This window comes from Hydrogenophaga sp. OTU3427 (assembly GCF_038440225.1).
Taxonomy (GTDB): Bacteria; Pseudomonadota; Gammaproteobacteria; order Burkholderiales; family Burkholderiaceae_C; genus Hydrogenophaga.
In genome coordinates, this window is the sequence record NZ_JASATI010000066.1 from 1 (window position 1) to 22,905 (window position 22,905).

At 68.2% G+C, this 22,905-nt stretch carries 23 protein-coding genes; 16 read left to right on the forward strand and 7 right to left on the reverse strand.

What is annotated here, in order from left to right; translation table 11 throughout:
• A partial coding sequence (locus AAHB17_RS22960) for a proline dehydrogenase family protein (RefSeq protein WP_342133388.1) occupies positions 1-2,226 on the reverse strand: 2,226 nt, incomplete at its 3' end.
• Positions 2,227-2,319: 93 nt separating this feature from the next.
• Between AAHB17_RS22960 and AAHB17_RS22965 the strand changes: the two genes are divergently transcribed.
• Positions 2,320-2,790 carry an Lrp/AsnC ligand binding domain-containing protein gene (locus AAHB17_RS22965; protein WP_342133389.1) on the forward strand — a complete coding sequence of 157 codons (471 nt, stop codon included), beginning with the start codon at positions 2,320-2,322 and terminating at the stop codon, positions 2,788-2,790.
• Between the two features lie 48 nt (positions 2,791-2,838).
• A complete protein-coding gene (locus AAHB17_RS22970; RefSeq protein WP_342133390.1) occupies positions 2,839-3,399 on the forward strand; it encodes a DUF3617 domain-containing protein in 561 nt (186 codons plus the stop codon).
• A gap of 7 nt (positions 3,400-3,406) precedes the next feature.
• Here the strand turns inward: AAHB17_RS22970 and AAHB17_RS22975 are convergent, their stop codons facing one another.
• Positions 3,407-4,102: a YggS family pyridoxal phosphate-dependent enzyme gene (locus tag AAHB17_RS22975; RefSeq protein ID WP_342133391.1), complete on the reverse strand. Its 696-nt coding sequence runs from the start codon at positions 4,100-4,102 to the stop codon at positions 3,407-3,409.
• 42 nt (positions 4,103-4,144) lie between these two features.
• On the opposite strand from AAHB17_RS22975, the gene AAHB17_RS22980 reads away from it, so the two are divergent.
• Together AAHB17_RS22980 and AAHB17_RS22985 are read left to right on the forward strand one after the other, a co-directional pair.
• Positions 4,145-5,194 carry a type IV pilus twitching motility protein PilT gene (locus AAHB17_RS22980; RefSeq protein WP_342133392.1) on the forward strand — a complete coding sequence of 350 codons (1,050 nt, stop codon included), beginning with the start codon at positions 4,145-4,147 and terminating at the stop codon, positions 5,192-5,194.
• Positions 5,195-5,224: 30 nt separating this feature from the next.
• Entirely contained in the window at positions 5,225-6,361 is a 1,137-nt protein-coding gene (locus AAHB17_RS22985) for a PilT/PilU family type 4a pilus ATPase (RefSeq protein ID WP_342133393.1), read from the forward strand.
• On the opposite strand, the gene AAHB17_RS22990 is transcribed toward AAHB17_RS22985, so the two are convergent.
• On the reverse strand, positions 6,351-7,355 hold the full coding sequence (locus tag AAHB17_RS22990) for a sensor histidine kinase (protein ID WP_342133394.1): 1,005 nt from the start codon (positions 7,353-7,355) through the stop codon (positions 6,351-6,353). The two genes, AAHB17_RS22985 and AAHB17_RS22990, sit on opposite strands and share 11 nt — an antisense overlap.
• A gap of 119 nt (positions 7,356-7,474) precedes the next feature.
• On the opposite strand from AAHB17_RS22990, the gene AAHB17_RS22995 reads away from it, so the two are divergent.
• From AAHB17_RS22995 to AAHB17_RS23020, 6 genes are read left to right on the forward strand one after another with little or no spacing between them, the layout of a single operon-like run.
• Positions 7,475-7,858 (forward strand): type IV pilin protein, encoded by a 384-nt coding sequence (locus AAHB17_RS22995; RefSeq protein ID WP_342133395.1) that lies wholly within the window; start codon positions 7,475-7,477, stop codon positions 7,856-7,858.
• The gene (locus AAHB17_RS23000; protein WP_342133396.1) at positions 7,855-8,391 is read left to right on the forward strand and encodes a pilus assembly FimT family protein; all 537 of its coding nucleotides are present in this window, start codon (positions 7,855-7,857) and stop codon (positions 8,389-8,391) included. The genes AAHB17_RS22995 and AAHB17_RS23000 overlap by 4 nt, the downstream gene beginning before the upstream one ends.
• Positions 8,385-9,125 carry a PilW family protein gene (locus tag AAHB17_RS23005; RefSeq protein WP_342133397.1) on the forward strand — a complete coding sequence of 247 codons (741 nt, stop codon included), beginning with the start codon at positions 8,385-8,387 and terminating at the stop codon, positions 9,123-9,125. Before AAHB17_RS23000 ends, AAHB17_RS23005 begins: the two co-directional genes overlap by 7 nt.
• A gap of 16 nt (positions 9,126-9,141) precedes the next feature.
• On the forward strand, positions 9,142-10,356 hold the full coding sequence (locus AAHB17_RS23010; RefSeq protein ID WP_342133398.1) for a pilus assembly PilX family protein: 1,215 nt from the start codon (positions 9,142-9,144) through the stop codon (positions 10,354-10,356).
• 29 nt (positions 10,357-10,385) lie between these two features.
• Entirely contained in the window at positions 10,386-12,455 is a 2,070-nt protein-coding gene (locus AAHB17_RS23015; protein WP_342133399.1) for a hypothetical protein, read from the forward strand.
• A gap of 16 nt (positions 12,456-12,471) precedes the next feature.
• Positions 12,472-13,386 carry an NAD(P)-dependent oxidoreductase gene (locus tag AAHB17_RS23020; protein WP_342133400.1) on the forward strand — a complete coding sequence of 305 codons (915 nt, stop codon included), beginning with the start codon at positions 12,472-12,474 and terminating at the stop codon, positions 13,384-13,386.
• Between the two features lie 192 nt (positions 13,387-13,578).
• Here AAHB17_RS23020 and AAHB17_RS23025 read toward each other — a convergent pair whose 3' ends face one another.
• The 3 genes from AAHB17_RS23025 to AAHB17_RS23035 all read right to left on the reverse strand — a co-directional run bounded on the left by AAHB17_RS23025 (position 13,579) and on the right by AAHB17_RS23035 (position 15,321).
• Positions 13,579-14,229: a BON domain-containing protein gene (locus AAHB17_RS23025; protein ID WP_342133401.1), complete on the reverse strand. Its 651-nt coding sequence runs from the start codon at positions 14,227-14,229 to the stop codon at positions 13,579-13,581.
• Complete coding sequence (locus AAHB17_RS23030; protein WP_342133402.1) at positions 14,226-14,834, reverse strand: SIS domain-containing protein; 609 nt, start codon at positions 14,832-14,834, stop codon at positions 14,226-14,228. Before AAHB17_RS23030 ends, AAHB17_RS23025 begins: the two co-directional genes overlap by 4 nt.
• A 64-nt stretch (positions 14,835-14,898) precedes the next feature.
• The gene (locus tag AAHB17_RS23035) at positions 14,899-15,321 is read right to left on the reverse strand and encodes a YraN family protein (RefSeq protein ID WP_342133403.1); all 423 of its coding nucleotides are present in this window, start codon (positions 15,319-15,321) and stop codon (positions 14,899-14,901) included.
• Here AAHB17_RS23035 and rsmI point away from each other — a divergent pair.
• Positions 15,321-16,250, forward strand: a complete 930-nt coding sequence (gene rsmI / locus AAHB17_RS23040) for a 16S rRNA (cytidine(1402)-2'-O)-methyltransferase (protein WP_342133404.1) — start codon at positions 15,321-15,323, stop codon at positions 16,248-16,250. The genes AAHB17_RS23035 and rsmI overlap by 1 nt on opposite strands.
• Here rsmI and AAHB17_RS23045 read toward each other — a convergent pair whose 3' ends face one another.
• On the reverse strand, positions 16,251-16,574 hold the full coding sequence (locus tag AAHB17_RS23045) for a hypothetical protein (RefSeq protein ID WP_342133405.1): 324 nt from the start codon (positions 16,572-16,574) through the stop codon (positions 16,251-16,253).
• Between the two features lie 195 nt (positions 16,575-16,769).
• On the opposite strand from AAHB17_RS23045, the gene AAHB17_RS23050 reads away from it, so the two are divergent.
• The 5 genes from AAHB17_RS23050 to phaP all read left to right on the forward strand — a co-directional run bounded on the left by AAHB17_RS23050 (position 16,770) and on the right by phaP (position 22,538).
• On the forward strand, positions 16,770-17,402 hold the full coding sequence (locus AAHB17_RS23050; protein WP_342133406.1) for a DUF502 domain-containing protein: 633 nt from the start codon (positions 16,770-16,772) through the stop codon (positions 17,400-17,402).
• Positions 17,399-20,062: a bifunctional acetate--CoA ligase family protein/GNAT family N-acetyltransferase gene (locus AAHB17_RS23055; RefSeq protein ID WP_342133407.1), complete on the forward strand. Its 2,664-nt coding sequence runs from the start codon at positions 17,399-17,401 to the stop codon at positions 20,060-20,062. The genes AAHB17_RS23050 and AAHB17_RS23055 overlap by 4 nt, the downstream gene beginning before the upstream one ends.
• A gap of 46 nt (positions 20,063-20,108) precedes the next feature.
• Complete coding sequence (locus AAHB17_RS23060; protein WP_342133408.1) at positions 20,109-20,741, forward strand: protocatechuate 3,4-dioxygenase; 633 nt, start codon at positions 20,109-20,111, stop codon at positions 20,739-20,741.
• Positions 20,742-20,805: 64 nt separating this feature from the next.
• Positions 20,806-21,822 (forward strand): metal-dependent hydrolase, encoded by a 1,017-nt coding sequence (locus AAHB17_RS23065; RefSeq protein ID WP_342133409.1) that lies wholly within the window; start codon positions 20,806-20,808, stop codon positions 21,820-21,822.
• A gap of 185 nt (positions 21,823-22,007) precedes the next feature.
• Entirely contained in the window at positions 22,008-22,538 is a 531-nt protein-coding gene (phaP, locus tag AAHB17_RS23070) for a TIGR01841 family phasin (RefSeq protein ID WP_342133410.1), read from the forward strand.
• Positions 22,539-22,905 lie beyond the last annotated feature (367 nt).

Sequence of the window (22,905 nt, forward strand, 5' to 3'; positions counted from 1 at the left end):
GGGGGGGGCCCGGGTCAACCCCCCCCCGCCCCCGCCGGCCGGGCCCCCCCGGGGGGCGCCCACGGTGTCGCCGGCGCCGTGGTGCAGCTGCAGCACGTCGGCGGGCACACCGTGGCCGTGCAGCAGGGCCACCATGGCCTGGGCCACGCCGGGCGTCTGTTCGGCCGGCTTGGCCAGCACGCCGTTGCCGGTGGCCAGTGCCGCGGCCACCTGGCCGGTGAAGATGGCCAGCGGGAAGTTCCAGGGACTGATACACACCCACACACCGCGCGCGGTGAGCCGCAGGGTGTTGCTCTCGCCGGTGGGGCCGGGCAGCTCGATCGGCGCCATCACCCGTTCGGCCTCGTTCGCGTAGTAGCGCAGGAAGTCCACCGCCTCGCGCACCTCGGCCACGGCGTCGCCCCAGGTCTTGAAGGCTTCCTTCACCAACAGGGCGCAGAAGCGGGGCAGGTCCTGCTCCAGCGCGTCGGCGGCCGCCCGCAGGGCCTGGGCGCGTTCGCCCACCGGCGTGTCGCGCCAGACGCGGCTGGCGGCGGCGCAGCGCAGGAAGGCGGCGGGCAGCGCCGCCGGGTCGGCCTCGGGCACCGCCGGCACGGTGGTGCTGGCGAGGGCGGCCAGCAGGGGTGCGCGCTGCGTCTCCACCGCCAGGTCCACACCGGCGCTGTTGGCGCGCTGGGCGCCGTACAGGGCCTGCGGCAGCGGCTGGCTGGGCTCGGGGCTCAGGCGCAGCGGTGAGACCAGCAGGTCTTCCAGGCCCACGGTGGGGTCGGCCAGCTGGTGCACGAAGGACGAGTTGGCGCCGTTCTCCAGCAGGCGGCGCACCAGGTAGGCCAGCAGGTCGCGGTGGGCACCCACGGGGGCGTAGACCCGGCAGCGCACCAGCGGGTTCTTGAGCACCTCGCGGTAGACGCCTTCGCCCATGCCGTGCAGGCGCTGGAATTCAAACGGTGTGCCGGCCTTGGCGGCCATCTGCTGGATCGCCGCGATGGTGGCGGCGTTGTGCGTGGCGAACTGTGGGTAGATGGCGTCGGGCGAATCGAGCAGCGCGCGCGCGCAGGCCAGGTAGGAGATGTCGGTGTGGTGCTTGTGGGTGAACACCGGGTAGTGCGGCAGGCCTTGTTCCTGGGCGCGCTTGATCTCGGCGTCCCAGTAGGCGCCCTTGACCAGGCGGCACATGAGCTGGACACCGTGCCGGCGGGCCAGGGTGACCACGTGCTGGATCAGGTCAAGCGCGCGGGTTTGATACGCCTGCAGGGCCAGGCCAAAGCCGCTCCACTGTGGCTGCTGCTGCGCCACGCGGGTGAGCAGCGCGTCGAAGACGTCGAGCGAAAGCTCCAGCCGGTCCACCTCTTCGGCGTCGATGGTGAGGTTGATGCGCGCCAGCGCGGCCTGTTCGCACAGCGCCCACACGCGGGGCACCAGTTCGGTCATCACACGCTGGTGTTGAGCGTCCTCGTAGCGCGGGTGCAGGGCGCTGAGCTTGATGCTGATGCCGTCGTTGCTGCGCTCGTCGCCCTGGGCCTGGGTGGCGATGGCCGCGATGGCCTGCTGGTAGCTGTGAAAGTAGCGCTCGGCGTCTTCCGCCGTGCGGGCGCCTTCGCCCAGCATGTCATAGCTGAAAGTCAAGCGAGACAGCGCCCACGCTCCGCCGCTGCGCGGGTCGCTGCCCCCCGAGGGGGCGTGTTCCGCCTTGGGGCGGCCCGGCGACGGCACGTCCTTGCGGGCCTGAGCGGCGGTTTTCATCGCGCTCTGTATCGTCTCGCCCAGCACGAACTGGTGGCCCAGCAGTTGCACGGCACGCAGGGTGGCGGCCACCACGGTGCGCGCGCCCAGCTTGCCCAGCAGGCCGCCCGACTCACCGCCCGGCAAAAAGCGCTTGCTCAGGCCGATGGCGCTGGAGGACAGCCGCGCCAGGGCAGGGTGGCCGGCGGCGTCGAAGTCGGCGCGGCCGAGCTGGTCGGCGGTCAGCGCGATGGCGGTTTCGGCGTCGGGCACCCGCAGCAGGGCCTCGGCCAGGCGCATCAGGGCCAGGCCCTCGGCGCTGCTGATGGGGTATTCCTTGAGCAGGCTTTCCATGGCCCAGAAGGGCGGCGGGTTGTCGCGCACGGCCTGGACCCAGGGAGCGGCCACGCGGGCGGCGTCGGCCCAGTCGAGCCGGCCGTCCAGGCTGCTCAGTCGGTGGACAACGGTGTCCGCCTCGGGGCGGTAGGGGGTGGGCAGGCGCATGATGGATCTCCGATGAACTGGTGAATGGATGGATCATCTGCGTTTGTTTGATGAATAATTCACCAAAAAATCATCAGGAAATAGAGAGTTGTCATGTCAGAGGCCGCAGAACTCGATCGCACCGACCGCCGCATCCTGCACCTGCTGCAGGCCGATGGACGCATCAGCAACCTCAAGCTGGCCGAGGCGGTGGCACTGTCGCCCACGGCGGTGCTGGCGCGCACCCAGCGGCTGGCGCGCGAGGGCTACATCCTGGGCTACGAGGCCCGGCTCGATCCGCTGAAGCTGGGCCGGGGCATGCTGGTGTTCGTGGAGGTGATGCTGGACCGCACCACGCCCAATGTGTTCGAGCAGTTCAAGGCCGCCGTGCAGGTGCGCGACGAGATCATGGAATGCCACATGGTGGCCGGCGGCTTCGACTACCTGCTCAAGACCCGCGTGGCCGACATGGCCGCCTACCGCGATTTCGCCGGCACCGTGCTGTGGCAGCTGCCCGGTGTGCGCGAGACCCGCACCTACCCGGTGATGGAAGAGGTCAAGCACAGCGCGCGGCTGGCGTTTTGAAGGCACCGGCGCCAGAATGGGACGTTGACCACACCCCAGGAGTTCGCCATGACACACACCCGCCGCCTTGCCTTGCTCTCACTCGCGCTGGCCGCACCCCTGGCCTGGGCGCAAACCACCAAGCCCGGTCTGTGGGAGATCCAGCACAAGATGGGCGGCAACCCCGAGATGGACAAGGCCATGGCCGAGATGCAAAAGCAGCTGGCCGCCATGCCACCCGAGCAGCGCAAGGCCATGCAGGACATGATGGGCAAGCAGGGTGGCGGCGCCATGCCCGGCGCGGGCGGTGGCATGGCCATGAAGATCTGCATCACGCCCGAGATGGCGGCGCGCAACGAGATGCCACGCCAGAGCGAAGGCGACTGCACCAGCACCGTGACCTCGCGCAGCGGCAACACCCTGAAGATGAAGTGGACCTGCGCCAAGCCGCCGTCCACCGGCGAGGGCACCTACACCTTCATGGGCGACACGGCCTACACCATGAAGATGGCCATGACCAGCCAGCACCAGGGCAAACCGCAGAACATGACCATGGAAGGGCAGGGCAAGTGGTTGTCGGCCGATTGCGGGGCGGTCAAGCCGGTCACGGCGCCGGCCCCCAGGAAGTGAGGCCGCCTCACACCGGGTAGCGGCGCGCCCCAAACACCCCACGTCCCACCCGCACCATGGTGCTGCCGGCCGCCACGGCGGCGTCGAGGTCGTCGCTCATGCCCATGGACAGGGTGTCCAGGTCCAGGCCGTTCGCGTTCAGCTGGTCGAACAGCGCGCGCACCTGGGCGAACACCGCACGGGCTGATTCGAAGTCGGGCGTGGGTTCGGGAATGGCCATCAGGCCGCGCAGCCGCAGGCGGGGCAGGGCGGCCACGGCGGCGGCCAGCGCGGGCAGCTCGGACGGGGTGACGCCGGACTTGTTGGCGCCGCCGTCCACGTTGACCTGCAGGCACACCTGCAGCGGCGCGAGGTGCGCCGGCCTTTGCTCATGGAGCCGCTGGGCGATCCTGAGGCGGTCGATGGACTGCACCCAGTCGAAATGCTCGGCCACGGGGCGGGTCTTGTTGCTCTGCAGCGGGCCGATGCAGTGCCACTCGATGCCGGGCACCGCGCCCACGGCGGCGATCTTGTCCACGCCTTCTTGCACGTAGTTCTCGCCGAAGGCCCGCTGGCCGACGGCCAATGCATCGCGCACCGCGTCGGGGCCGAAGGTCTTGCTGACCGCCAGCAAACGCACCGCGTCGTGCGGCCGGCCGGCCTGTTCGCAGGCGCGCCACAGGTGCTCGCGCAGCCTTTGGAGATTGTCGCCAATCGTGGTCATAATGGGATTGTCAAAAACAATTTGAGGATGGGGCCCTAGGGAATGGACATCACCCAACTGCTGGCGTTCAGCGTCAAGAACAAGGCGTCCGACCTGCACCTCTCGGCCGGCTTGCCGCCGATGATACGGGTGCACGGCGATGTGAGGCGCATCAACGTCGACGCGCTGGACCACAAGCAGGTGCACGCCATGGTGTACGACATCATGAACGACACCCAGCGCAAGCACTACGAGGAATTCCTGGAGGTCGACTTCTCGTTCGAGATCGATGGCCTGGCGCGTTTCCGCGTCAACGCCTTCAACCAGAACCGCGGCGCGGCGGCGGTGTTCCGCACCATCCCGAGCAAGATCCTCACGCTGGAGCAGCTGCGCGCGCCCAAGATCTTCGCCGATCTGGCGCTCAAGCCGCGTGGCCTGGTGCTGGTGACCGGGCCCACCGGTTCGGGCAAGTCCACCACGCTGGCGGCCATGGTCAACTACCTCAACGAAAGCGAGTACGGCCACATCCTCACGGTGGAGGACCCGATCGAGTTCGTGCACGAGTCCAAGAAGTGCCTGGTCAACCAGCGCGAGGTCGGGCAGATGACGCTGAGCTTCGCGGCCGCGCTGCGTTCGGCTCTGCGGGAAGACCCGGACGCCATCCTGGTGGGCGAAATGCGCGACCTGGAGACCATCCGCCTGGCCATGACCGCGGCCGAAACCGGCCACCTGGTGTTCGGCACCTTGCACACCTCCAGCGCGGCCAAGACCATCGACCGCATCATCGACGTCTTCCCCGCCGAGGAAAAAGAGATGGTGCGCGCGATGTTGTCCGAATCGCTGGTGGCGGTGATCTCGCAGACCCTGTGCAAGACGGCCGACGGTCAGGGTCGCGTGGCGGCGCACGAGATCATGATCGGCACGCCGGCCATCCGCAACCTGATCCGCGAGGCCAAGGTGGCGCAGATGTATTCGGCCATCCAGACCGGCAACGCTTCCGGCATGATGACCCTGGACCAGAACCTGACCGAGCTGGTGCGCCGGGGCGCCATCACCGCGGCCGAAGCGCGCAGCAAGGCCAAGATTCCCGAGAACTTCCCCACGGGCGCTTGACAGCCGCACTGACACAGAACCGAGGCGACCATGGAACGCGACCAAGCCACGAAATTCATCAACGACCTGCTCAAGCTCATGGTCAGCCGCAACGGCAGCGACCTGTTCCTGACCTCGGATTTCCCGCCCGCCATCAAGGTCGACGGCAAGATCACCAAGGTGTCGCCGCAGCCGCTGACGGGCGTGCACACCCAGGCGCTGGCGCGTTCCATCATGAACGACAAGCAGGCGGCCGAGTTCGAGCGCACCAAGGAGTGCAACTTCGCCATCGCCCCGGGGGGCATCGGCCGCTTCCGCGTGAACGCGCTGGTGCAGATGGGCAAGGTCGGGCTGGTGCTGCGCACCATCCCCAACACCATTCCCACCATCGACAGCCTGGGCCTGCCGCAGATCATCAAGGACGTGGCCATGACCAAGCGGGGCCTGTGCATCTTCGTGGGCGCCACCGGCTCGGGCAAGTCGACCTCGCTGGCGGCCATGGTGGACTGGCGCAACGAGAACTCCTACGGCCACATCATCACGGTGGAGGACCCGGTCGAGTTCGTGCACCCGCACAAGAACTGCATCGTCACCCAGCGCGAGGTGGGGGTGGACACCGAGGACTGGGACATCGCGCTGAAGAACACGCTGCGCCAGGCGCCCGACGTGATCCTGATGGGCGAGATCCGCGACCGCGAGACCATGGAGCACGCCATCCAGTTCGCCGAGACCGGCCACCTGTGCCTGGCCACGCTGCACGCCAACAACTCCAACCAGGCCTTCGACCGCATCGTCAACTTCTTCCCCGAGGAACGGCGCCCCCAGCTGCTGATGGACCTGTCGCTCAACACGCGCGCCTTCATCTCGCAGCGCCTGCTGCCCAAGCAGGACGGCAAGGGCCGCACGGCCGTGATCGAGGTCATGCTCAACAGCCCGCTGATCGCCGACCTGGTGCTCAAGGGCGAGCTGACCGAGATCAAGGAAGCGATGAAGAAGAGCCGCAACATCGGCATGCAGACCTTCGACCAGGCGCTCTACGACGCTTTCGAGAACAACCTCATCACCTACGACGAGGCCATCCGCAACGCCGACTCGGCCAACGACCTGCGCCTGCAGATCAAGCTCAACAGCCAGCGCGCCAAGTCGCTGGACCTGGCGGCGGGCACGGAGCACATGTCTATCGTGTGATCGGCCCGGTGATGGGCAGCCGCACCCGGGCCGTGTGTTCGCCAACGGCCACGCTGGTCTTGAGCTGGGCCTCGGCGTCGAAATGCAGGGACAGGCGCTCGGCGATGTTGGACAAGGCCATGTGGTTGCCCTCCTGGGCCTGGCCCACGGCCGGGCAGGGGTTGCGCACGGTCAGCACCAGGTAGTGGCCTTCGCGGGCCACGTCCACGCGGATGTCGGCGCCCGCCTCCAGCGGTTCCGCGCCATGGCGCACCGCGTTTTCCAGCAAGGGCTGCAGCAGCAGCGGCGGCACCAGCGTCGCGTTCAGCGTTTCGTCGCAATGCCAGTGCACCCGCAGCCGCGTGCCCAGGCGTATGCCCTCGATGGCGACATAGGCGCGTGCCAGCGCCAGTTCGTCGGCCAGCGGCACCAGCGAACGCGGTTCCGCCAGCAGGGCCCGGAACAGCTCGGCCAGGTCCTCCAGCATCGCCTCGGCCTTGCGCGGCTCGGTCCGGATCAGGGCCAGCACGCTGTTGAGGCTGTTGAACAGGAAGTGCGGCCGTATGCGCGACTGCAGGGCCATCAGCCGCGACTCGGCCCAGGCGGGGGATTGGCGGTGGTGGCGCCAGTTGAAATAGAAGAGCAGGGCGCCCGCCACCATGGCCGACAGGAGCGCGCCACGCAAGGCATCGGCGGCCGAGGCGGGCACATCCATCCAGCCGCCGACCACCGCGTACCAGGCCACGGTGCTGGCCATGGCCACGCCCAGCGTCGCCGCCGCACCCAGGCGGTAGCTCAGCAAGCGCAGCCGGGGCGACAGCAGCGCCAGCACCGCCATGGCGGTGAGCAATGTCGGCTCGAACAGCGGGCCCTGGGACACAAAGGCGGTCAGAACATCGGCCCACGCCCTGGCGGCCGCCAGCACCGAGGCCAGGCGCAGCAACTCCGCCAACAGCGCCACCCGCAACAGCACGCCCAGGTTGCGAAAGTCAGGCAGTACCGCTTGATTTGTCATCAACAACCAATGTTTGACCGTTCATTCCAGTTTTAAATGCGTCTGTCGGTTCTTTTTGTCAATTAATGTCAGCCAGTCGATACTAAACGTGAAGGAGTTTTGCAATGGGGGACTTATCCATGAGGCAGCGGGGTTTCACGCTCATCGAGTTGATGGTGACGGTGGCGATCATCGGTATTTTGGCGGGAATCGGCATTCCCGCGTACCAGTCGTACATGCGCGAGGCCCGTCGTTCCGAGGGCACCTCGGGGTTGCTGGAAATGCAGTCCCTGCAGGAGCGCTGGCGCTTGAACAACACCACCTACGGCACGGCGGCCAACCTGGCGACGGTGGGCACCTTGCCGACGAGCACCTACTACACCTTTTCCGTCACGGCCAACTCGGCCACGGCCTTCACCCTCAGTGCTGCGGCACAGGGTTCCCAGACCAGCGACTCGGGGTGTACCCCCTTGACCATCAACCAGGCCGGTGTGCGCACGCCCATTGCCTGCTGGAAAAAATGAACACGCCGACGGTGGCTGAAATGACACAGCGGGTACGTGGTTTTTCCCTGATCGAGCTGCTCGTGGCGGTGGCCGTGCTGGCTATCATCACGACGCTGGCTTTCCCGGCTTTCCAGGCCACGCGCGACGGCGCGCGGGTGCGGGCGGCCACCGAAGCGGTGTATTCGCAAATGCAGTTTGCCCGCTCGGAGAGCGTGAAACAGAACCGCGACCTCTTCGTGGCGATCACCGCCGGTGCCAACTGGTGTGTCGGTATCTCCAACGCCACCGGTTGTGCCTGTGGCACGGCGGGCTCGTGCCAGTACGGCCCGGCGGCCGCGCTGGCAGAGAACAACGTCCGGGCGGAAAACTTTTCGGGCGTGTCCCTGGCGGCCACCCAGGCCGAGTTGCAGATCGACAGCCGCCGGGGCGGCACGGCGACCAGCACCACGCTCACGCTCACGGGCGGCAGTTCCAAGGAGGGGCGCGTCACCATCACCCCCTTGGGCCGGGTGTCGATCTGCGGCAACGTCGGAGGGTACGCCTCATGCTGAAGACCCCTGCCCGGTTGTCTCGCCAGCGTGGCGTGTCGCTGATCGAGTTGATGGTCGGCCTGGTGGTCAGCCTGCTGATCATCGCCGCCGCCGCCGCCACCTACCTCACCACCGCCCGTTCGGGGCGCGATGCCATCAACAGCGCCAAGCTCAACGTGGAGTTGCGCAGCGCCATGGACCTCATGGTCGATGAAATCCGGCGCGCCGGCTACAGCGCCGTGGGCGGCGGGACCAACCCGTTCAACAGCCTGGTGACCGCCACCTACACCGACCTGACCGTGACCGGTGGCACCTGCGTCGAATTCGCCTACGACAACGACGGCGACGGCTTCGTTGACACCGACGAGTTTTTTGGCTTCCGGGTCGTCAACGGCGTCATGCAGATGCGCGACCGCACGGCGGGTGGGGGTGTCATCGCCGCTTGTGCCAACGGCACCTGGTTGCCCATCACCGACGGGTCCGTCGTGACCATTGGACAGCGTGGCAGCACGCCGTATTTCGTCTTGAGCTACCAGTGCCTGAACAGCCGCACCGATGCGACCAACGCGGGCCGGTGTGTGGCGGGTGGCGCAACCTACGACGCCGCGGTCACGGCCGGCACCAAGGTCGACCTGATCGAAACCCGCACCGTGGCCATCAACCTGGCGGGCCAGCTGGTGAGCGACGCGGTGATGCGCATGGAGCTGGGACAAGACGTCCTGGTGCGCAACCACCGCATCGTGACCGTGCCTTGAACGACGTGAGAGAGCCATGAAGACCGTCCATTCCCATTCCGTCCGCTGGCTGGCCAGGTCGCAGCGCGGCGTGTCCACCCTGCTGATCTCCGTCATCCTGTTCCTGCTGGCCTCGGTGCTGCTCATCACGGTGTCGCGCACCACGCTGATGGAGCAGCGCATGTCGGCCAACGAGATCCGCAGCCGCCAGGCCTTCGAGGCGGCGCAGGCCGGCATCGACCAGGCGGCGGTGGTCCTGATTTCGTCCAAGGTGGACGCCGACGCCAACGGTGTCCCCGACGCCGGGCCCAATGCGACGCTGGCCGGGTCGGGTGCGCGCTATTTTGTGTCCTGGTGTCAGCCGGGTGTGGCCTTGCCGGCCAATGTCTGCGACACCATCGCCGCGCCGGCCTGCACGGCGGTGACGACGGCCAATTTCAACACCCCGTTGATCGTGTCCTGCGGCTGGAGCGACGACGGCATCGGACGCAAGCTGATCCAGCAAGGTATCGGCACGGTTTCTGCACTGGGCGGAATTCCATCCAACCCCCTGACCGCCAAGGGCGGCCTGAACGTGGGGGGCAGCGCCAACGTGGTCAACTACTACAACAACCTCACGGTATGGACCGGGGGATCGCTCACCAGCGTGGGCAACTCCGGAAAGACCTTTGTGCGCAACCCGACGGTGGCGCCTCCTGATCCCACCACGCCTCCCCCCGGGCCACCGAACTCGTGCAGCACGTCGACCGACTACGTGTGCCTGACCGACAAGAACACCACCGGCCCGGATGTCATCGGCAACGACCCCACGCTGTTCAATCTGACCGACGCGCAGATGTTCACCAACTACTTTGGGCAACCCGACCTGGCCACCTACAAGGCCGAGGTGGCCAAGACGGTGATCAATGCCAGCGCGGTGGGTACCCTGGCCGGCAAGCTGGGCGAGTCCATCGTGGTCACCGGCAACACCACCCTGCCCAACGCCACCATCGGTTCCCGGGAGCAGCCGGTGGTGCTCATCATCGACGGCGATCTGGAGATGCAGGGGACGCCGTATGTGTATGGCATCGTGTACGTGACAGGCAACGTCACGGGCGGCGGCAACGTGACGGTACAGGGTGCCATGGTGATTGAAGGCAGCGTGACCCCCACCGGCAGCCTGGACGTGATTTATGACCCCCTGGTCGGGACGGGTGCGAACAACACCGGCCGTCCCGGATTGATCCCGGGCTCCTGGCGCGACTGGCGCTGAGCTCCGATGACATGGCGTGGAGAACAGACATGAACAAACATATGCGCAAACGGTCGGTGGGTTTTGTGCTCATCGAGGCCCTGGTGGCCCTGGTGGTCGTGGCCGTGGGGGTGCTGGGCATCGGCAAGCTCAGCGCCTTGTTGCTGCGGGGCACGGGGGAGTCCAAGACCCGCGCCGAGGCCCTGCAGGTGGCACAGGACCGGGTGGAGAAGGCCCGCGACTTTCAGCTGGGCACCGGCACCGGCACGGGTTGTGGGTCCCTGAGCAATGACACCGGAACGGCGGTGACGGGTGTGAACGCCAACTACACTGTCAGCAGCACCTTCACCACCATCGCCGGTGCCGACGCGCGCGCCATGGAAGTGTGCGTCACCTGGGACGGTGGCTCCTGCACGGGCTCGACCAATCGCATCATCCTGCGCACCAGCGTCACCTGTGAGGGCATGGGCACCTCGGCACAGGTCGGCAAAGGCGGGGCCAGCAGCGCGCTCGGCGGTTTCATCAAGACACCCACCGGGCGTGGCAAGGTCGGTGGCGGCTCTCAGGTCACCGGGGGATCCACCAATTACATTCCCGGCACCTCCATTGCGGATGGCACCAAGACGGCCGCGGCCAACGGCACGCGCTACATCACCGATGCGTCGGGCAATGTGTTGCTGACCATGGCCAAGCTGGACTGCGAAACCGATGTGCCGGAGTTCAGCACCATCTCGGGCACCGTGTTTGTCGAGGCCAAGAACGGCAGTGCCATCGCCAGCGCGTCGGACCTCAAGGTCTTGTCGTCGGACGCATCCTATTGCGCCGTGGTCCCGTACGACAACAGCCGTGTCATGCCCAGTGGCGCCTCGGGCAACAGCATCAAGTACTTCTACACCTACTACCAGTGCTACGTGGGCGCCGAGTGGTGGGGCAACATCGGCCTGGTCCGGCTCGACAACGCCAACGCCAACAACCGCGTGTGCCAGGGCAGCCCGGCCAACAGCAACATCAACACCATCTTCAGCAAACACCCGCAGATCAACTCCAGCCGGGGCTACCGGGGGTATCGCGACCTGGGCAATGGCATCTACGAATCCAAGGGCGTTGGCGAGCAGGAGACGGCCAGCACACAGTGCCCCACCCGCAAGGCCTACATCCCGCAGTTCCTGCGCAACCACCACTTTGTCCATTCGGTGATCACCGGCTCGGTGTCGGACTCGGCCTGCAGCTCGGTCGAAACCGACCTCAAGGCGCTCACGCCCTCGGGTCTGCTGGACAGCGGCTCGGGCGCGCCCACCGTCACCGATGTGGGCGTTGGCAAGGCCGTGACGGCCAACACCAACCCCGGCAAGTTCTATTGCATGTCCAACGCCGACGGCGTGACCTGCCCCGACCTGATCAACACCGTCACGCCGCCCTCTACCCTGCTGCAAGGCACGATCACGGCCGACGTGGGGGTGGATGTGACGGGCATCGACCCGTCCGAACTGGGCACCACCTGTTCGACGGTCACCTTTGGTCCCCGGGTGGGCAACACCTACAGCTATTCCTGCCAGATCCTCTGGACGGGCTTCATCGGTTCCAGCTGGAATGGCCTGATTTCGTTCGTGCTGCCGACCGGCACCTTGTGCTCGTCCGGCTCGTCGTACACATCAACCCCGACGGGGAGCACCGTGTCGTACGCCATCCTCGATAAACTGGCGCCAACGACGGTGGGTGTTTCCGCGCCGAATTCCATCCGGTTCACGGACATTCCCTCGACGGTGACAGGGGTGACACTGAACTTCCAGGCCAAATCGACTTGTCCGACCGCCTTGGGGCAGGTGAACCTGCAATGGACCGCCGGCTCAACGTCAACGACGCTGACATGGGCCGCTGTTTCGGGTGCCACCAGCTACGAATACTTGACTTGCAGCACGACGGGCAACAACGCCTTGACCGCTTGCACGCCGACCGGAACACCCACCTCCTTGGGCAATGTGCTGACCTACAGCCTCAGCAGCAACCCGGGCAACAAGGAGACGGTGTGCGTGAGCGTGCGTGCAGCTGCAAGCGGGTCCACGGGAGACTACATGACCAAGTGCGTGTATCGTTCGGGTGGCTCCTGGAGCCGCACCTGATATTGATGACCGCCGCATGACCACCATTGCACTGAAAACCCACGAACCCACCCCCGCCCAATCCGTCGCCTTCCTCGGCCTCGGCGTCATGGGCTACCCCATGGCCGGCCACCTGGTGCAAGCCGGGCACCGGGTCACCGTCTACAACCGCAGCGCGGCCAAGGCGCAGGCCTTTGTGACCGAGTTCGGGGCCGGGGGTCGGGCGCGCAGCGCGGCCACGCCGCGCGAAGCAGCGGCCGGGGCCGATATCGTGTTCTGCTGCGTGGGCAACGACAACGACCTGCGCTCGGTGGTGCTGGGGGCTGATGGCGCCCTGGCCGGGATGAAGCCGGGCGCGGTGTTCGTGGACCACACCACGGCTTCGGCCGACGTGGCTCGCGAGCTGTACCAGGCTGCGCGCCAGATCGGCTTGTCCTTCATCGACGCACCGGTGTCGGGTGGCCAGGCGGGCGCGCAGAACGGCGCGCTGACCGTGATGTGTGGCGGCGATGCCGCCGCATTTGAGGCCGTCAAGCCGGTGGCCATGGCCTTTTCGCGTGCTTTCACGCTGATGGGCGCCAGCGGCGCCGGTCAGCTGACCAAGATGGTCAATCAGATCTGCATCGCCGGCCTGGTGCAGGGCCTGAGCGAGGCCATCGCCTTCGGCCAGAACGCCGGCCTGGACATGAACCAGGTGCTGGACGTGATCGGCAAGGGCGCCGCCCAGAGCTGGCAGCTGGACAACCGCGGCAAGACCATGGTGGCCGACCAGTTCGACTTTGGCTTCGCGGTCGACTGGATGCGCAAGGACCTGGGCCTGGTGCTGGACGAGGCCAAGCGCAACGGCTCGCGCCTGCCGGTCACCGCCCTGGTGGACCAGTTCTACGCCGACGTGCAAATAATGGGTGGCCGGCGCTGGGACACCTCCAGCCTGATCAAGCGGCTGAGATAGGACACCCCTGCGCCGCCTTCGGCGTGCCTTGCAGGCCGCGTCACCGCCAGAGTCGGTGCCTCTTCGGGCTGTCCAAGCCTGCGCAGGCAGGCTTGGAGCCGCAGCCCTCAGCCCCCCGAGGGGGCGATGCCAGCCGACTGGCAGGGCCAGATCGGCGGCATCCCCGGCGGGGTCACCTCGTGCCTGCTGGGCTTATTTCGCCGTGCGGTCTTCCACCGGTGCCTGCGGGGACGTGCCGGCCTGGATGCGGCGCAGTTCTTCGTCGCTGATGATTTCCAGCACGCGCACCACGCGCTGCACGCCGCTCACGCTGCGCGTGACTTCGGTGGCGCGGTCGGCTTCGCGCTGGGTCACGCGGCCCATGAGGTAGGTCGAACCGCGTTCGCTCACCACCTTGAAGGCGTTGGCCGAGAGGTCCTTGGTGTCCACCAGGGCGGCCTTGACCTTGCCGGTGGTCAGGGTGTCGTTGGCCTGCTGGCCCAGCGACGGGCTGGCGGTGATGCCCAGTTCGTTCACCAGGCCCTGCACGTTGTCCACTTCCGAGACGATCTGCTCGGCCAGGGCCTTGTCGCGTGCGTTGGCCACCTCGCCGGTCAGCAGCACGCGGCGGTTGAAGCTGGTGACGCTGATGCGGGCGCGGGTGCCCATCTGGTCGCGCAGGCGGTTGGCCGCGCGCAGTTCGATGCCCTGGTCTTCGAGCTGCGTGCCCGAGGTGCGGCGGTCGGTGGCCACCAGCACGGTGGAGCCCACCGCGCCGCCCACCAGCAGGGGAGCGCATGCGCTCAGGGCGCTGGCCAGCAGGGTCAGGCCGAGGGTCGTGCGAAGGGTGATGCGAGAGGTCATGCGAGGTTCTCCGGTTCGGGGCTGTCGCCCAAGAGTTGTGCGTCGACGCCGTCGAGCAGGCAATGCAGCGCGAGCAGCTGCACCTCCTGCACGCGGGCCAGGCGCTCGTGTGGCACGCTGACCAGCACGTCGGTGTCCTTGAGTGCGCCGCCCAGCGCGCCGGCGCGGGCGCCGGTGAAGGCGACCACGGTCATGTCGCGTTCGTGAGCGGCCGCGACGGCGTCCACCAGGGCATCGCTGCTGCCGGCGCTGGCCAGCACCAGCAGCACGTCACCAGCGCTGCCCAGGGCACGCACCTGGCGGGCAAACACGGCGCGCGGGTCGAAGCCCTGGCCCAGGCCGGTCAGCACCGAGGCGTCGGCGCTCAGGGCCAGTGCGGCCAGTTCGGGGCGTTCGCGCTCGAAGCGTCCCACAAAACCGGCGGCGAAGTACTGCGCCGCCGCCGCTGAACCCCCGTGCCCGCAGGCCAGCACCTTGCCACCGCCGGTGACACAGGCCAGCACCGCGTTGACGGCGGCCTCCACCGGGGCGGCGAGCATTTGCGCGCACTGGTACTTGAGGTCGGCGCTGTCGATGAAGTGCTGTTGGATGCGTTGGGAAAGCATGTCGGTGGGGGAGGCCCGGGGATGGCGCTGCTGCGCTGCCGCAAAGGCCTGCATCATAGCGGGGCTAGGTGTCGCTGGCGTCAAAGGCGGCGCGTATCCAGTCAAGCGCCGGTAAAGCCTGGTGAGCATTTGCATCACCCTGCACCAGCACCACGTCAAAGCGGCAGGGCGGCTCCTGGCCCAGGCGCAACAGGTAGTGGCGCGCGGCGAACACGATGCGCCGCTGCTTGATGCCGCCGACGCTGGCCGCCGCGCCGCCGTGGGTCGCGCTGCGGCGCCGGCGCACCTCGACAAAGACCAGCGTGCCGTCGCGCTCGCGCATAATCAAATCGATCTCGCCACCGCCACGTCCGGGCGTGCGGAAATTGCGCGCGACCAGCCGCAATCCGGCCGCTTGCAGATGCGCCAGCGCCGCGTCCTCGGCGGCGTCGCCCACCGCCTTGGTGCTGGGGCCGGTGTTGTTCTTCTTGAATCGGGGCCATTCCATTGTCTGCCGCCTTCCTCCCTGCCCGCGCAGCCGCCGAGGCCGCTGCCGGTGCCCAGCATTATCCCCAGGCCTGTGTCTACATGGTGGCCACGCCCATCGGCAACCTGGCCGACCTCAGCCTGCGCGCCTTGCACGTGCTGGGGCTGGTGGACGCCATCGCCTGCGAGGACACGCGCCACACCGCCGGCCTGTTGCAGGCTTTTGGCCTGCACAAGCCGCTGCTGGCCCTGCACCAGCACAACGAGCGCGAGGCCGCTCAGCAGGTGATCGAGCGGCTGCGCCGGGGTGAACGGGTGGCTTTTGTCAGCGACGCCGGCACGCCCGGCGTGAGCGACCCCGGCGCGCGCCTGTGTGCCGAGGCCCAGGCCCAGGGCTTCCGGTGTGTGCCCCTGCCGGGCGCCAGCAGCGTGACCACGCTGCTCAGCGTGGCGGGGCTGACCGAAGGCGAGGGCCGATTCGCCTTCGTGGGCTTCTTGCCATCCAAGGGCGCCGACCGACAGCGCGCCCTGGACCAGCTGGCGCAGCAGCCCCTGGCCAGTGTGGTGCTGGAGGCGCCCCACCGCATGGCCGCCTTGGCCAAGGACCTGGCGGTGCTGGGCGAGCGCCGCCTCACCGTGGGGCGTGAGCTGACCAAGCAGTTCGAGCAGGTGCTGAGCCTGCGTTGTGACGGGCTGGCCAGCTGGCTGGATGCCGATGTGTCGCACGGCAAGGGCGAATTCGCGCTGCTGCTGCATCCCCCGGCCGCGCCGGCCGATGGCGCGCAGGACGAATTGCCGCCGGCCACGGCCCGCGCGCTGGATCTGCTGCTGGCCGAATTGCCGCTCAAGACCGCCGTGCGCCTGTGCGCCGAGATCACCGGCACGCCCCGCAACGCGGTCTACCAGGCGGCGCTGGCCAGACGCAACGCTGCGTCCGGCGAAGAAGACTGATCAGGGGGCCGGGGTGGCGGGTGGCAGGTGGCTGCCGTCGCGCGGCTCTCGCACCTCGCGCGCCTGCACGTCCACCACCTCGGTGCGGGTGTCCGCGCCACGGCGGCCGGGCCACACGCGTTCGCGCGCGTAGGCCTGGAACTGGTGCACATACACCGGGCGCACCGGGCGGCGGCCACGCAGCAGCGCCCAGACCACGCCGACCAGCAGCAGGAGGGCCACCACGGCGGCCAGCACCAGGCCCATGGCGGCGGCCAGCAACCAGAACACCAGGCCCATGGCGGCGCTGAACAGACGGCCCAGCGCGTTGAAAATCTCGTTCATCACATCCGGCGCCTGTTTCGGGCGCAAGCAGTTCAAGGCCTTGCAATTGTGGGCGATCTGCGCGATTGCAAGGGAATTGTCCGCATACCCGACGGGGCCGCTCGACCAACGGCCTGTCGTGGCGCTGTCCTCCCGGGCTGATATGCTGATTGACACTCTTTGACCGACACACACTGCCCGTCAGCGGGCCCTCGCATGAAACGCCTGTCGCAGTATTTCCTCCGCGGCCTCGTCACCATCCTGCCGGTGGGCATCACCGTCTATGTGCTGTACGTGTTCCTGTCCTGGTCCGAGGCGCTGGCCATGCGGGCGATCCGGCCCTTCGTGGGCGAGGTCTACCTGCCCGGCATGGGGCTGGTGCTGGGGGTGCTGGGCATCTTCGCATTGGGTGTCATCGTGTCGCAGCCTTTCCTGGGGCGGCTGCTGTCGCTGATCGAGTTGCCCTTCACCAACCTGCCGGTGGTCAAGAGCATCTACACCTCGCTCAAGAGTTTCGCCGACTACTTTTCGCCCAAGCACGAACAAAGTCCGCAGCAGGTGGTGGCGCTGCGCTGGCCGGACCAGCCGCTGGAGATCGTGGGCATGGTCACGCGCCAGTCGCTGGCCGACCTGCCCGACGGCCTGCTGCGCGGCGACCGCGTGGCGGTGTACCTGCCCATGGGCTACATGATCGGTGGTTACACGGTGTTCGTGCCGCGCGACTGGGTGCACCCGATCGACATGTCGGTGGAGGAGGCGATGCGCCAGTCCCTGATCGCCTGGATGGCGATGGGTCCCAAGGCATCGGCCCACCCCACGGTCACCGCTGAACCAGGACCTCGGCCATGAGCATCCGCAACCTCGACGCCTTGTTTGCGCCCCAATCGGTGGCCGTGTTCGGCGCCTCCGAGCGCCCGGGCAGCGTGGGCGCCACCGTCTGGCGCAACCTGCGGCGGGATTTCACCGGCCAGGTCTTTGGCGTCAACCACAAGCACCACGAGATCGACGGTGTGCCGGTCTACGCCAGCGCGGCCGATCTGCCCGCGGTGCCCGACCTGGCCGTGATCTGCACCCCCGCGGCCAGCGTGCCCGGCCTGATCGAGGCACTGGGCCGCCTGGGCACGCGTGCCGCCGTGGTGGTGACCGCTGGGCTGGACAAGGCGCAGAAGCAGCGCATGTTGGACGCCGCGCGCCGCCACACCCTGCGCATCCTCGGGCCCAACTGCATCGGCATGCTGGTGCCGCATTGGGGTCTCAACGCCAGCTTCGCGCACATCGGTGCCACCAAAGGCGACATCGCCTTTGTCTCGCAGTCGGGCGCGCTGGTCACGGCCATGCTGGACTGGGCCGGCTCGCGCGGCATCGGGTTTTCGCATTTCGTCTCGCTGGGCGAACACGCCGACGTCGACTTCGGCGACCTGCTCGACTACCTGGGCAGCGACCCGCGCACCCGCGCCATCCTGCTCTACATCGAAAGCATCGAGTCGCCGCGCAAGTTCATGTCGGCCGCGCGGGCGGCGGCGCGCAACAAGCCGGTGATCGTGGTCAAGGCCGGTCGCTCGGCCCAGGGCCAGAAGGCCGCGGCCTCGCACACCGGCGCGCTGGCCGGCTCGGACGATGTGTTCGACGCCGCCATCTCGCGCGCCGGCATGTTGCGCGTGTTCACGCTGCAGCACCTGTTCCTGGCGGCCGAGCTGCTGGCGCGTTTCCGCGACAACCGCAGCGAGCGCCTGCTCATCCTCACCAACGGCGGCGGCGCCGGGGTGATGGCGGCCGACGCCGCCGCCCACGCCGGCGTGGAGCTGACCGAACTCGACGAGGCCATGCTGGCCCGGCTCGATGCCGTGCTGCCCGACAACTGGTCGCGTGGCAACCCGGTGGACATCATCGGTGACGCACCCGCCCAGCGTTACGTGGACGCGCTCGCCGCCCTGCGCGAAGACCGCCACAGCGCCGTGCTGTTCGTGCAGGCGCCCACCGCCATCGTGCCCAGCAGCGACATCGCGCGCGCCCTGCTGCCCCTGGCCACGCTCAAGCCGCCGCGCCTGATGGGCAGTTGGCTGGGCCATGACGCCGTCAACGAGGCACGCGGCATCTTCCGCCAGGCCGGCGTGCCCGACTACGACACGCCCGAGGAAGCGGTGCGCGCCTTCAGCTTTCTGCAGGCCTACCGCCGCCACCAGGACGAGCTGCTGCAGACGCCCTCGGCCGCGCCGCTGGGCCCGGTGGCCGACCTGGCCGCCATCCGCGCCATCGTCGGCGACGTGCTGGCCAGCGGCCGCGAACTGCTCAGCGAGCCCGAGGCCAAGGCCCTGCTGCACGCCGCCGGCCTGCCGGTGGTACCCACCCGTGTGGTGGCGCCCAACGCCGATGCGGCCGCGCGCGAGGCCACGGCCCTGGGTTTCCCGGTGGTGATCAAGATCCTGTCGCACCAGATTTCCCACAAGTCCGACGTCGGTGGCGTGCGCCTGAGCCTGGCCAACGCCGACGAGGTGCGCGAGGCCGCCCGCGCCATGCTGGCCCGCGTGGCCGCCGAACGCCCGGGCGCGGTGGTGGAGGGCTTCACCGTGCAGCCCATGGTCAGGCTGCGCCAGGCCACCGAGCTGATCGTCGGTGCCAGTGTCGATCCGCTGTTCGGCCCGGTCATCCTGTTTGGCCAGGGGGGCACGGCGGTGGAGGTGGTGGCCGATCGCGCGCTGGCGCTGCCGCCGCTCAACGGCCCGCTGGCCCAGGCGCTGATCGCCCGCACCCGGGTGGCCAAGCTGCTGCGCGGCTACCGCGACCAGCCACCCGCCGACATGGCCGCCATCGAACGGGTGCTGGTGGCCATCTCCCAGCTGCTGGCCGACGTGCCCGAGATCGCCGAACTCGACATCAACCCCCTGGTGGTGAATGCCGATGGCGCGGTGGCGCTGGACGCCCGCGTGCGGGTCAGCGCCTCGCGCCCGGCCGGCGCGGCCCATTTCGCCATCCGGCCCTATCCTGTGGAGCAGGAGGAGCGCATCAGCCACCTGGGGCGCGAGCTGCTGCTGCGCCCCATCCGTCCCGAAGACGAGCTGCAGCACCGCGCCTTCCTGGAGAAGCTGGCGCCGGAAGACGTGCGACTGCGCGTGTTCTACAGCCGGCGCAGCATCGAACACAGCGAGCTGGCCCGCCTGACCCAGATCGACTACGCCCGCGAGGTGGCCTTCATCGCCGAGGGCGAGCTGCCCGAGGGCGGCCACGAAACCCTGGGCACGGTGCGTGCCGGCATCGACCCCGACAACGACAGCGCCGAATTCGGCGTCATCGTGCGCTCCGACATCAAGGGCGGTGGACTGGGCCACATGCTGATGGACAAGCTGGTGCGCACCCTGCGCGCCAACGGCACGCGGCGCATCGTCGGCACGGTGCTGAAGGAAAACAGCCGCATGCGTGCCCTGGCGCAGGCCCTGGGTTTTGCCGAGTCGCCGTCGGAGGACGACCCGGGCCTGGTCCACATCGAACTGCCGCTGCAAACGGAACCCTGAGCGGCGCACGGGGTCGCACCGGCTTCATTGTTGCTGGAGTGCCGCCATGAACCGTCCGTCCTTGTTGTCCCGCCGTCGCCTGCTGGGGGGCGTCGCGTCCGTGGTGGCCGCGCCCACGCTGCTCACGCCCGCCCTGGCCCAGGCCAGCCGCCTGCCCACGCCGTCGCAAACCGAAGGTCCCTTCTATCCGCTGGTGCTGCCCGCCGACAGCGATGCCGACCTGCTGCGCAACGGCCCGCTGTTGTACGCCCATGGCGCGCCGGCCTGGGTCGAGGGGGTGGTGACCGACATGACCGGTGTGCCGGTGCGAGGCGCCCAGGTCGAGATCTGGCAATGTGACCACCAGGGCCACTACCACCACCCGGGCGACGGCGACCGCGCCGACCGGGCTTTTCAGGGGTTTGGCCGGGTGGCGGTGGACGCCCAGGGGGCCTACCGCTTCCGCACCCTGCGGCCGGTGGCCTACAGCGGGCGCACGCCCCACATCCATGTCAAGGTGCGTCTGGGCGACCGTGCCGTGTTGACCACCCAGCTCTATGTGGCGGGCGACCCCGGCAACGAACGCGACCCGCTCTGGCGGCGCCTGCGCGGTGACACCGAACGTGCCGCGCTGACCGTGCCCTTCGTGCACGGCGCTGACGGCCTGCGGGCGCGTTTCCCCATCGTCCTCGCGCTCTGAACGCCCGCGCGCGGCCATGGCCCCAGGGTGGCTGGGGCCGGCGGTGCTCTGCCATCATCGCGCCATGGATTCCTTGTCTCAAGTGGTGTTGGGAGCGGCCGTCAGCGTGGCGGTCATGGGGCGGCGCACGTCGCTGCGCAAGGCGGCGGCCTGGGGCGCGGTGCTGGGCACCCTGCCCGATCTGGACGTTGTCGTCGACCATGGCGACGCCCTGCTCAACATGACCCTGCACCGGGCCGAGAGCCATGCGCTGTTCTGGCTCTCGCTGGCCGCACCCCTGTTCGGCGCCGGCATCGCGCGGCTGCACGGCGAATGGCCGCTGTGGCGGCGCTGGGTGCTGGCCGCCTGGCTGGCCCTCGTCACCCACCCGCTGCTCGACACCATGACGGTCTATGGCACCCAGCTGGCCCTGCCGTTCAGCAACCACCTGTTCGGGGTCGGAAGTGTCTTCATCATCGACCCGTTCTACACCCTGCCGCTGATCGTGGGGCTGGTGCTGGGCCTGGCCTGGTGGCGGCGGCGCCCGGGCTGGGCCCTGCGCGCCAACGCGGCGGGCCTGCTGCTCAGCACCGCTTACCTGGGCTGGGGCGTGCTGGCCCAGCAGCACGTGACGTCGCTGGCCGAGGCCTCGCTGGCCCGCCAGGGCATACAGGCGCAGGCCCTGCTGGTCACGCCCACCGCCTTCAATACCGTGTTGTGGCGGGTGGTGGCGACCACGCCCACCCATTACCACGAGGGTTTTTATTCGCTGCTGGACCGGGGGCGGGAGCCGCAGTGGGACGCCTTTGAGCGTGGTGCGGGGCTGATGTCGGCCTATGCCGCCAACCCGGCTTTCCAGCGGTTGAACGCCTTTGCCCACGGGCTGGTGGCGATGCGCGAAGTGGATGGCCGGGCCCAGGTGAGCGACCTGCGCATGGGCCAGACGCCGGTGTTCAGCTTCAGCTTCGACATCGGACCCGCCGCCGGTCCGCTGCCCGGCCCGCAGCCGGTGCTGCCGCGTGGCGGCCGGCCGGACCTGGACCGCGCCTTGCCCTGGCTGTGGGGCCGTTTGCGTGGCGACGTGTTGCCGCCGCCCCGCTGACCCCGTGCCGGGGCAGCGGAACCCACTGGAGAGCATCCTCTAACTTTTTTGCTGCACTGCAGCAAAAAGCGCTTGCAAATCCTAGGGTAAGCCCTATACTTCAAACCATGTTGCAGTGCAGCAAAACCGAATTTTCGGTGACTGGCGCGAAGCAACACCCTCAACCCCTTTTGAAGGAAACCACCATGTTGACCGTTGAACAAATCGCCGCCGCCCAGCAATCGCAACTGAACACCCTGTTCGGTTTTGGCGCCAAGGCCGTCGAAAGCGCTGAAAAAGTCATCGAACTGAACCTGCAAGCCTCCAAGGCCCTGCTGGCCGACAGCGCCGAGTACACCAAGAGCCTGCTGTCCGCCAAGGACGCCCAGGAATTCCTGAAGCTGCAGACCGGCTTCGTGCAGCCCCTGACCGAGAAGTCTGCCGCCTACGGCCGTCACCTGTATGACATCGCCTCCGGCGTCAGTGCCGAGCTGAGCCAGGCCGCCGAAGTCCAGGCCGCCAGCGCCCAGAAGCAGTTCGCTGCCGCTGTGGAAGCCGCTGTGAAGAACGTGCCCCAGGGTGGCGAAGCCGCCGTGGCCGCCGTCAAGAACGCCATGACCGGCGCCAACAGCGCTTTCGAACAAGTGCAAAAGGTGGTGAAGCAAGCCACCGAACTGGCCGAGTCCAACTTCAAGGCCGTGACCGCCACCGCCACCAAGGCCGCCAAGGCCAAGTGAGCTTGACGCGCCGCTGGCGCGTTGATTCGCCACAGGTTGAATTGAAACCGCATCCTTCACGGGGTGCGGTTTTTTTTCGTTGGTGCGGCGGCGCTTCTGCGTCAGAGGGTGTTGGGTGGCCGACGCCGCTCGTGTCCCCCGCGCCGCTGCGCGGCGCTCCTCCTTGATCTCGCTGCGCCAGCCACCCAACACCCTCTGCCCACGGTGACGCGCTCACCCATCGATCGGCGGGGTGGGGTGTTCTGCAGAGCGAGGTAAAGGAGGAGCCGGCACCAGCCGGCGGGGGACACGAGCGGCGCAGAGCACCCCGCCACGCCGATCGCGCCAACACGTGGGACTGTCACTTTTCAGACGCCAACGGCAGCAC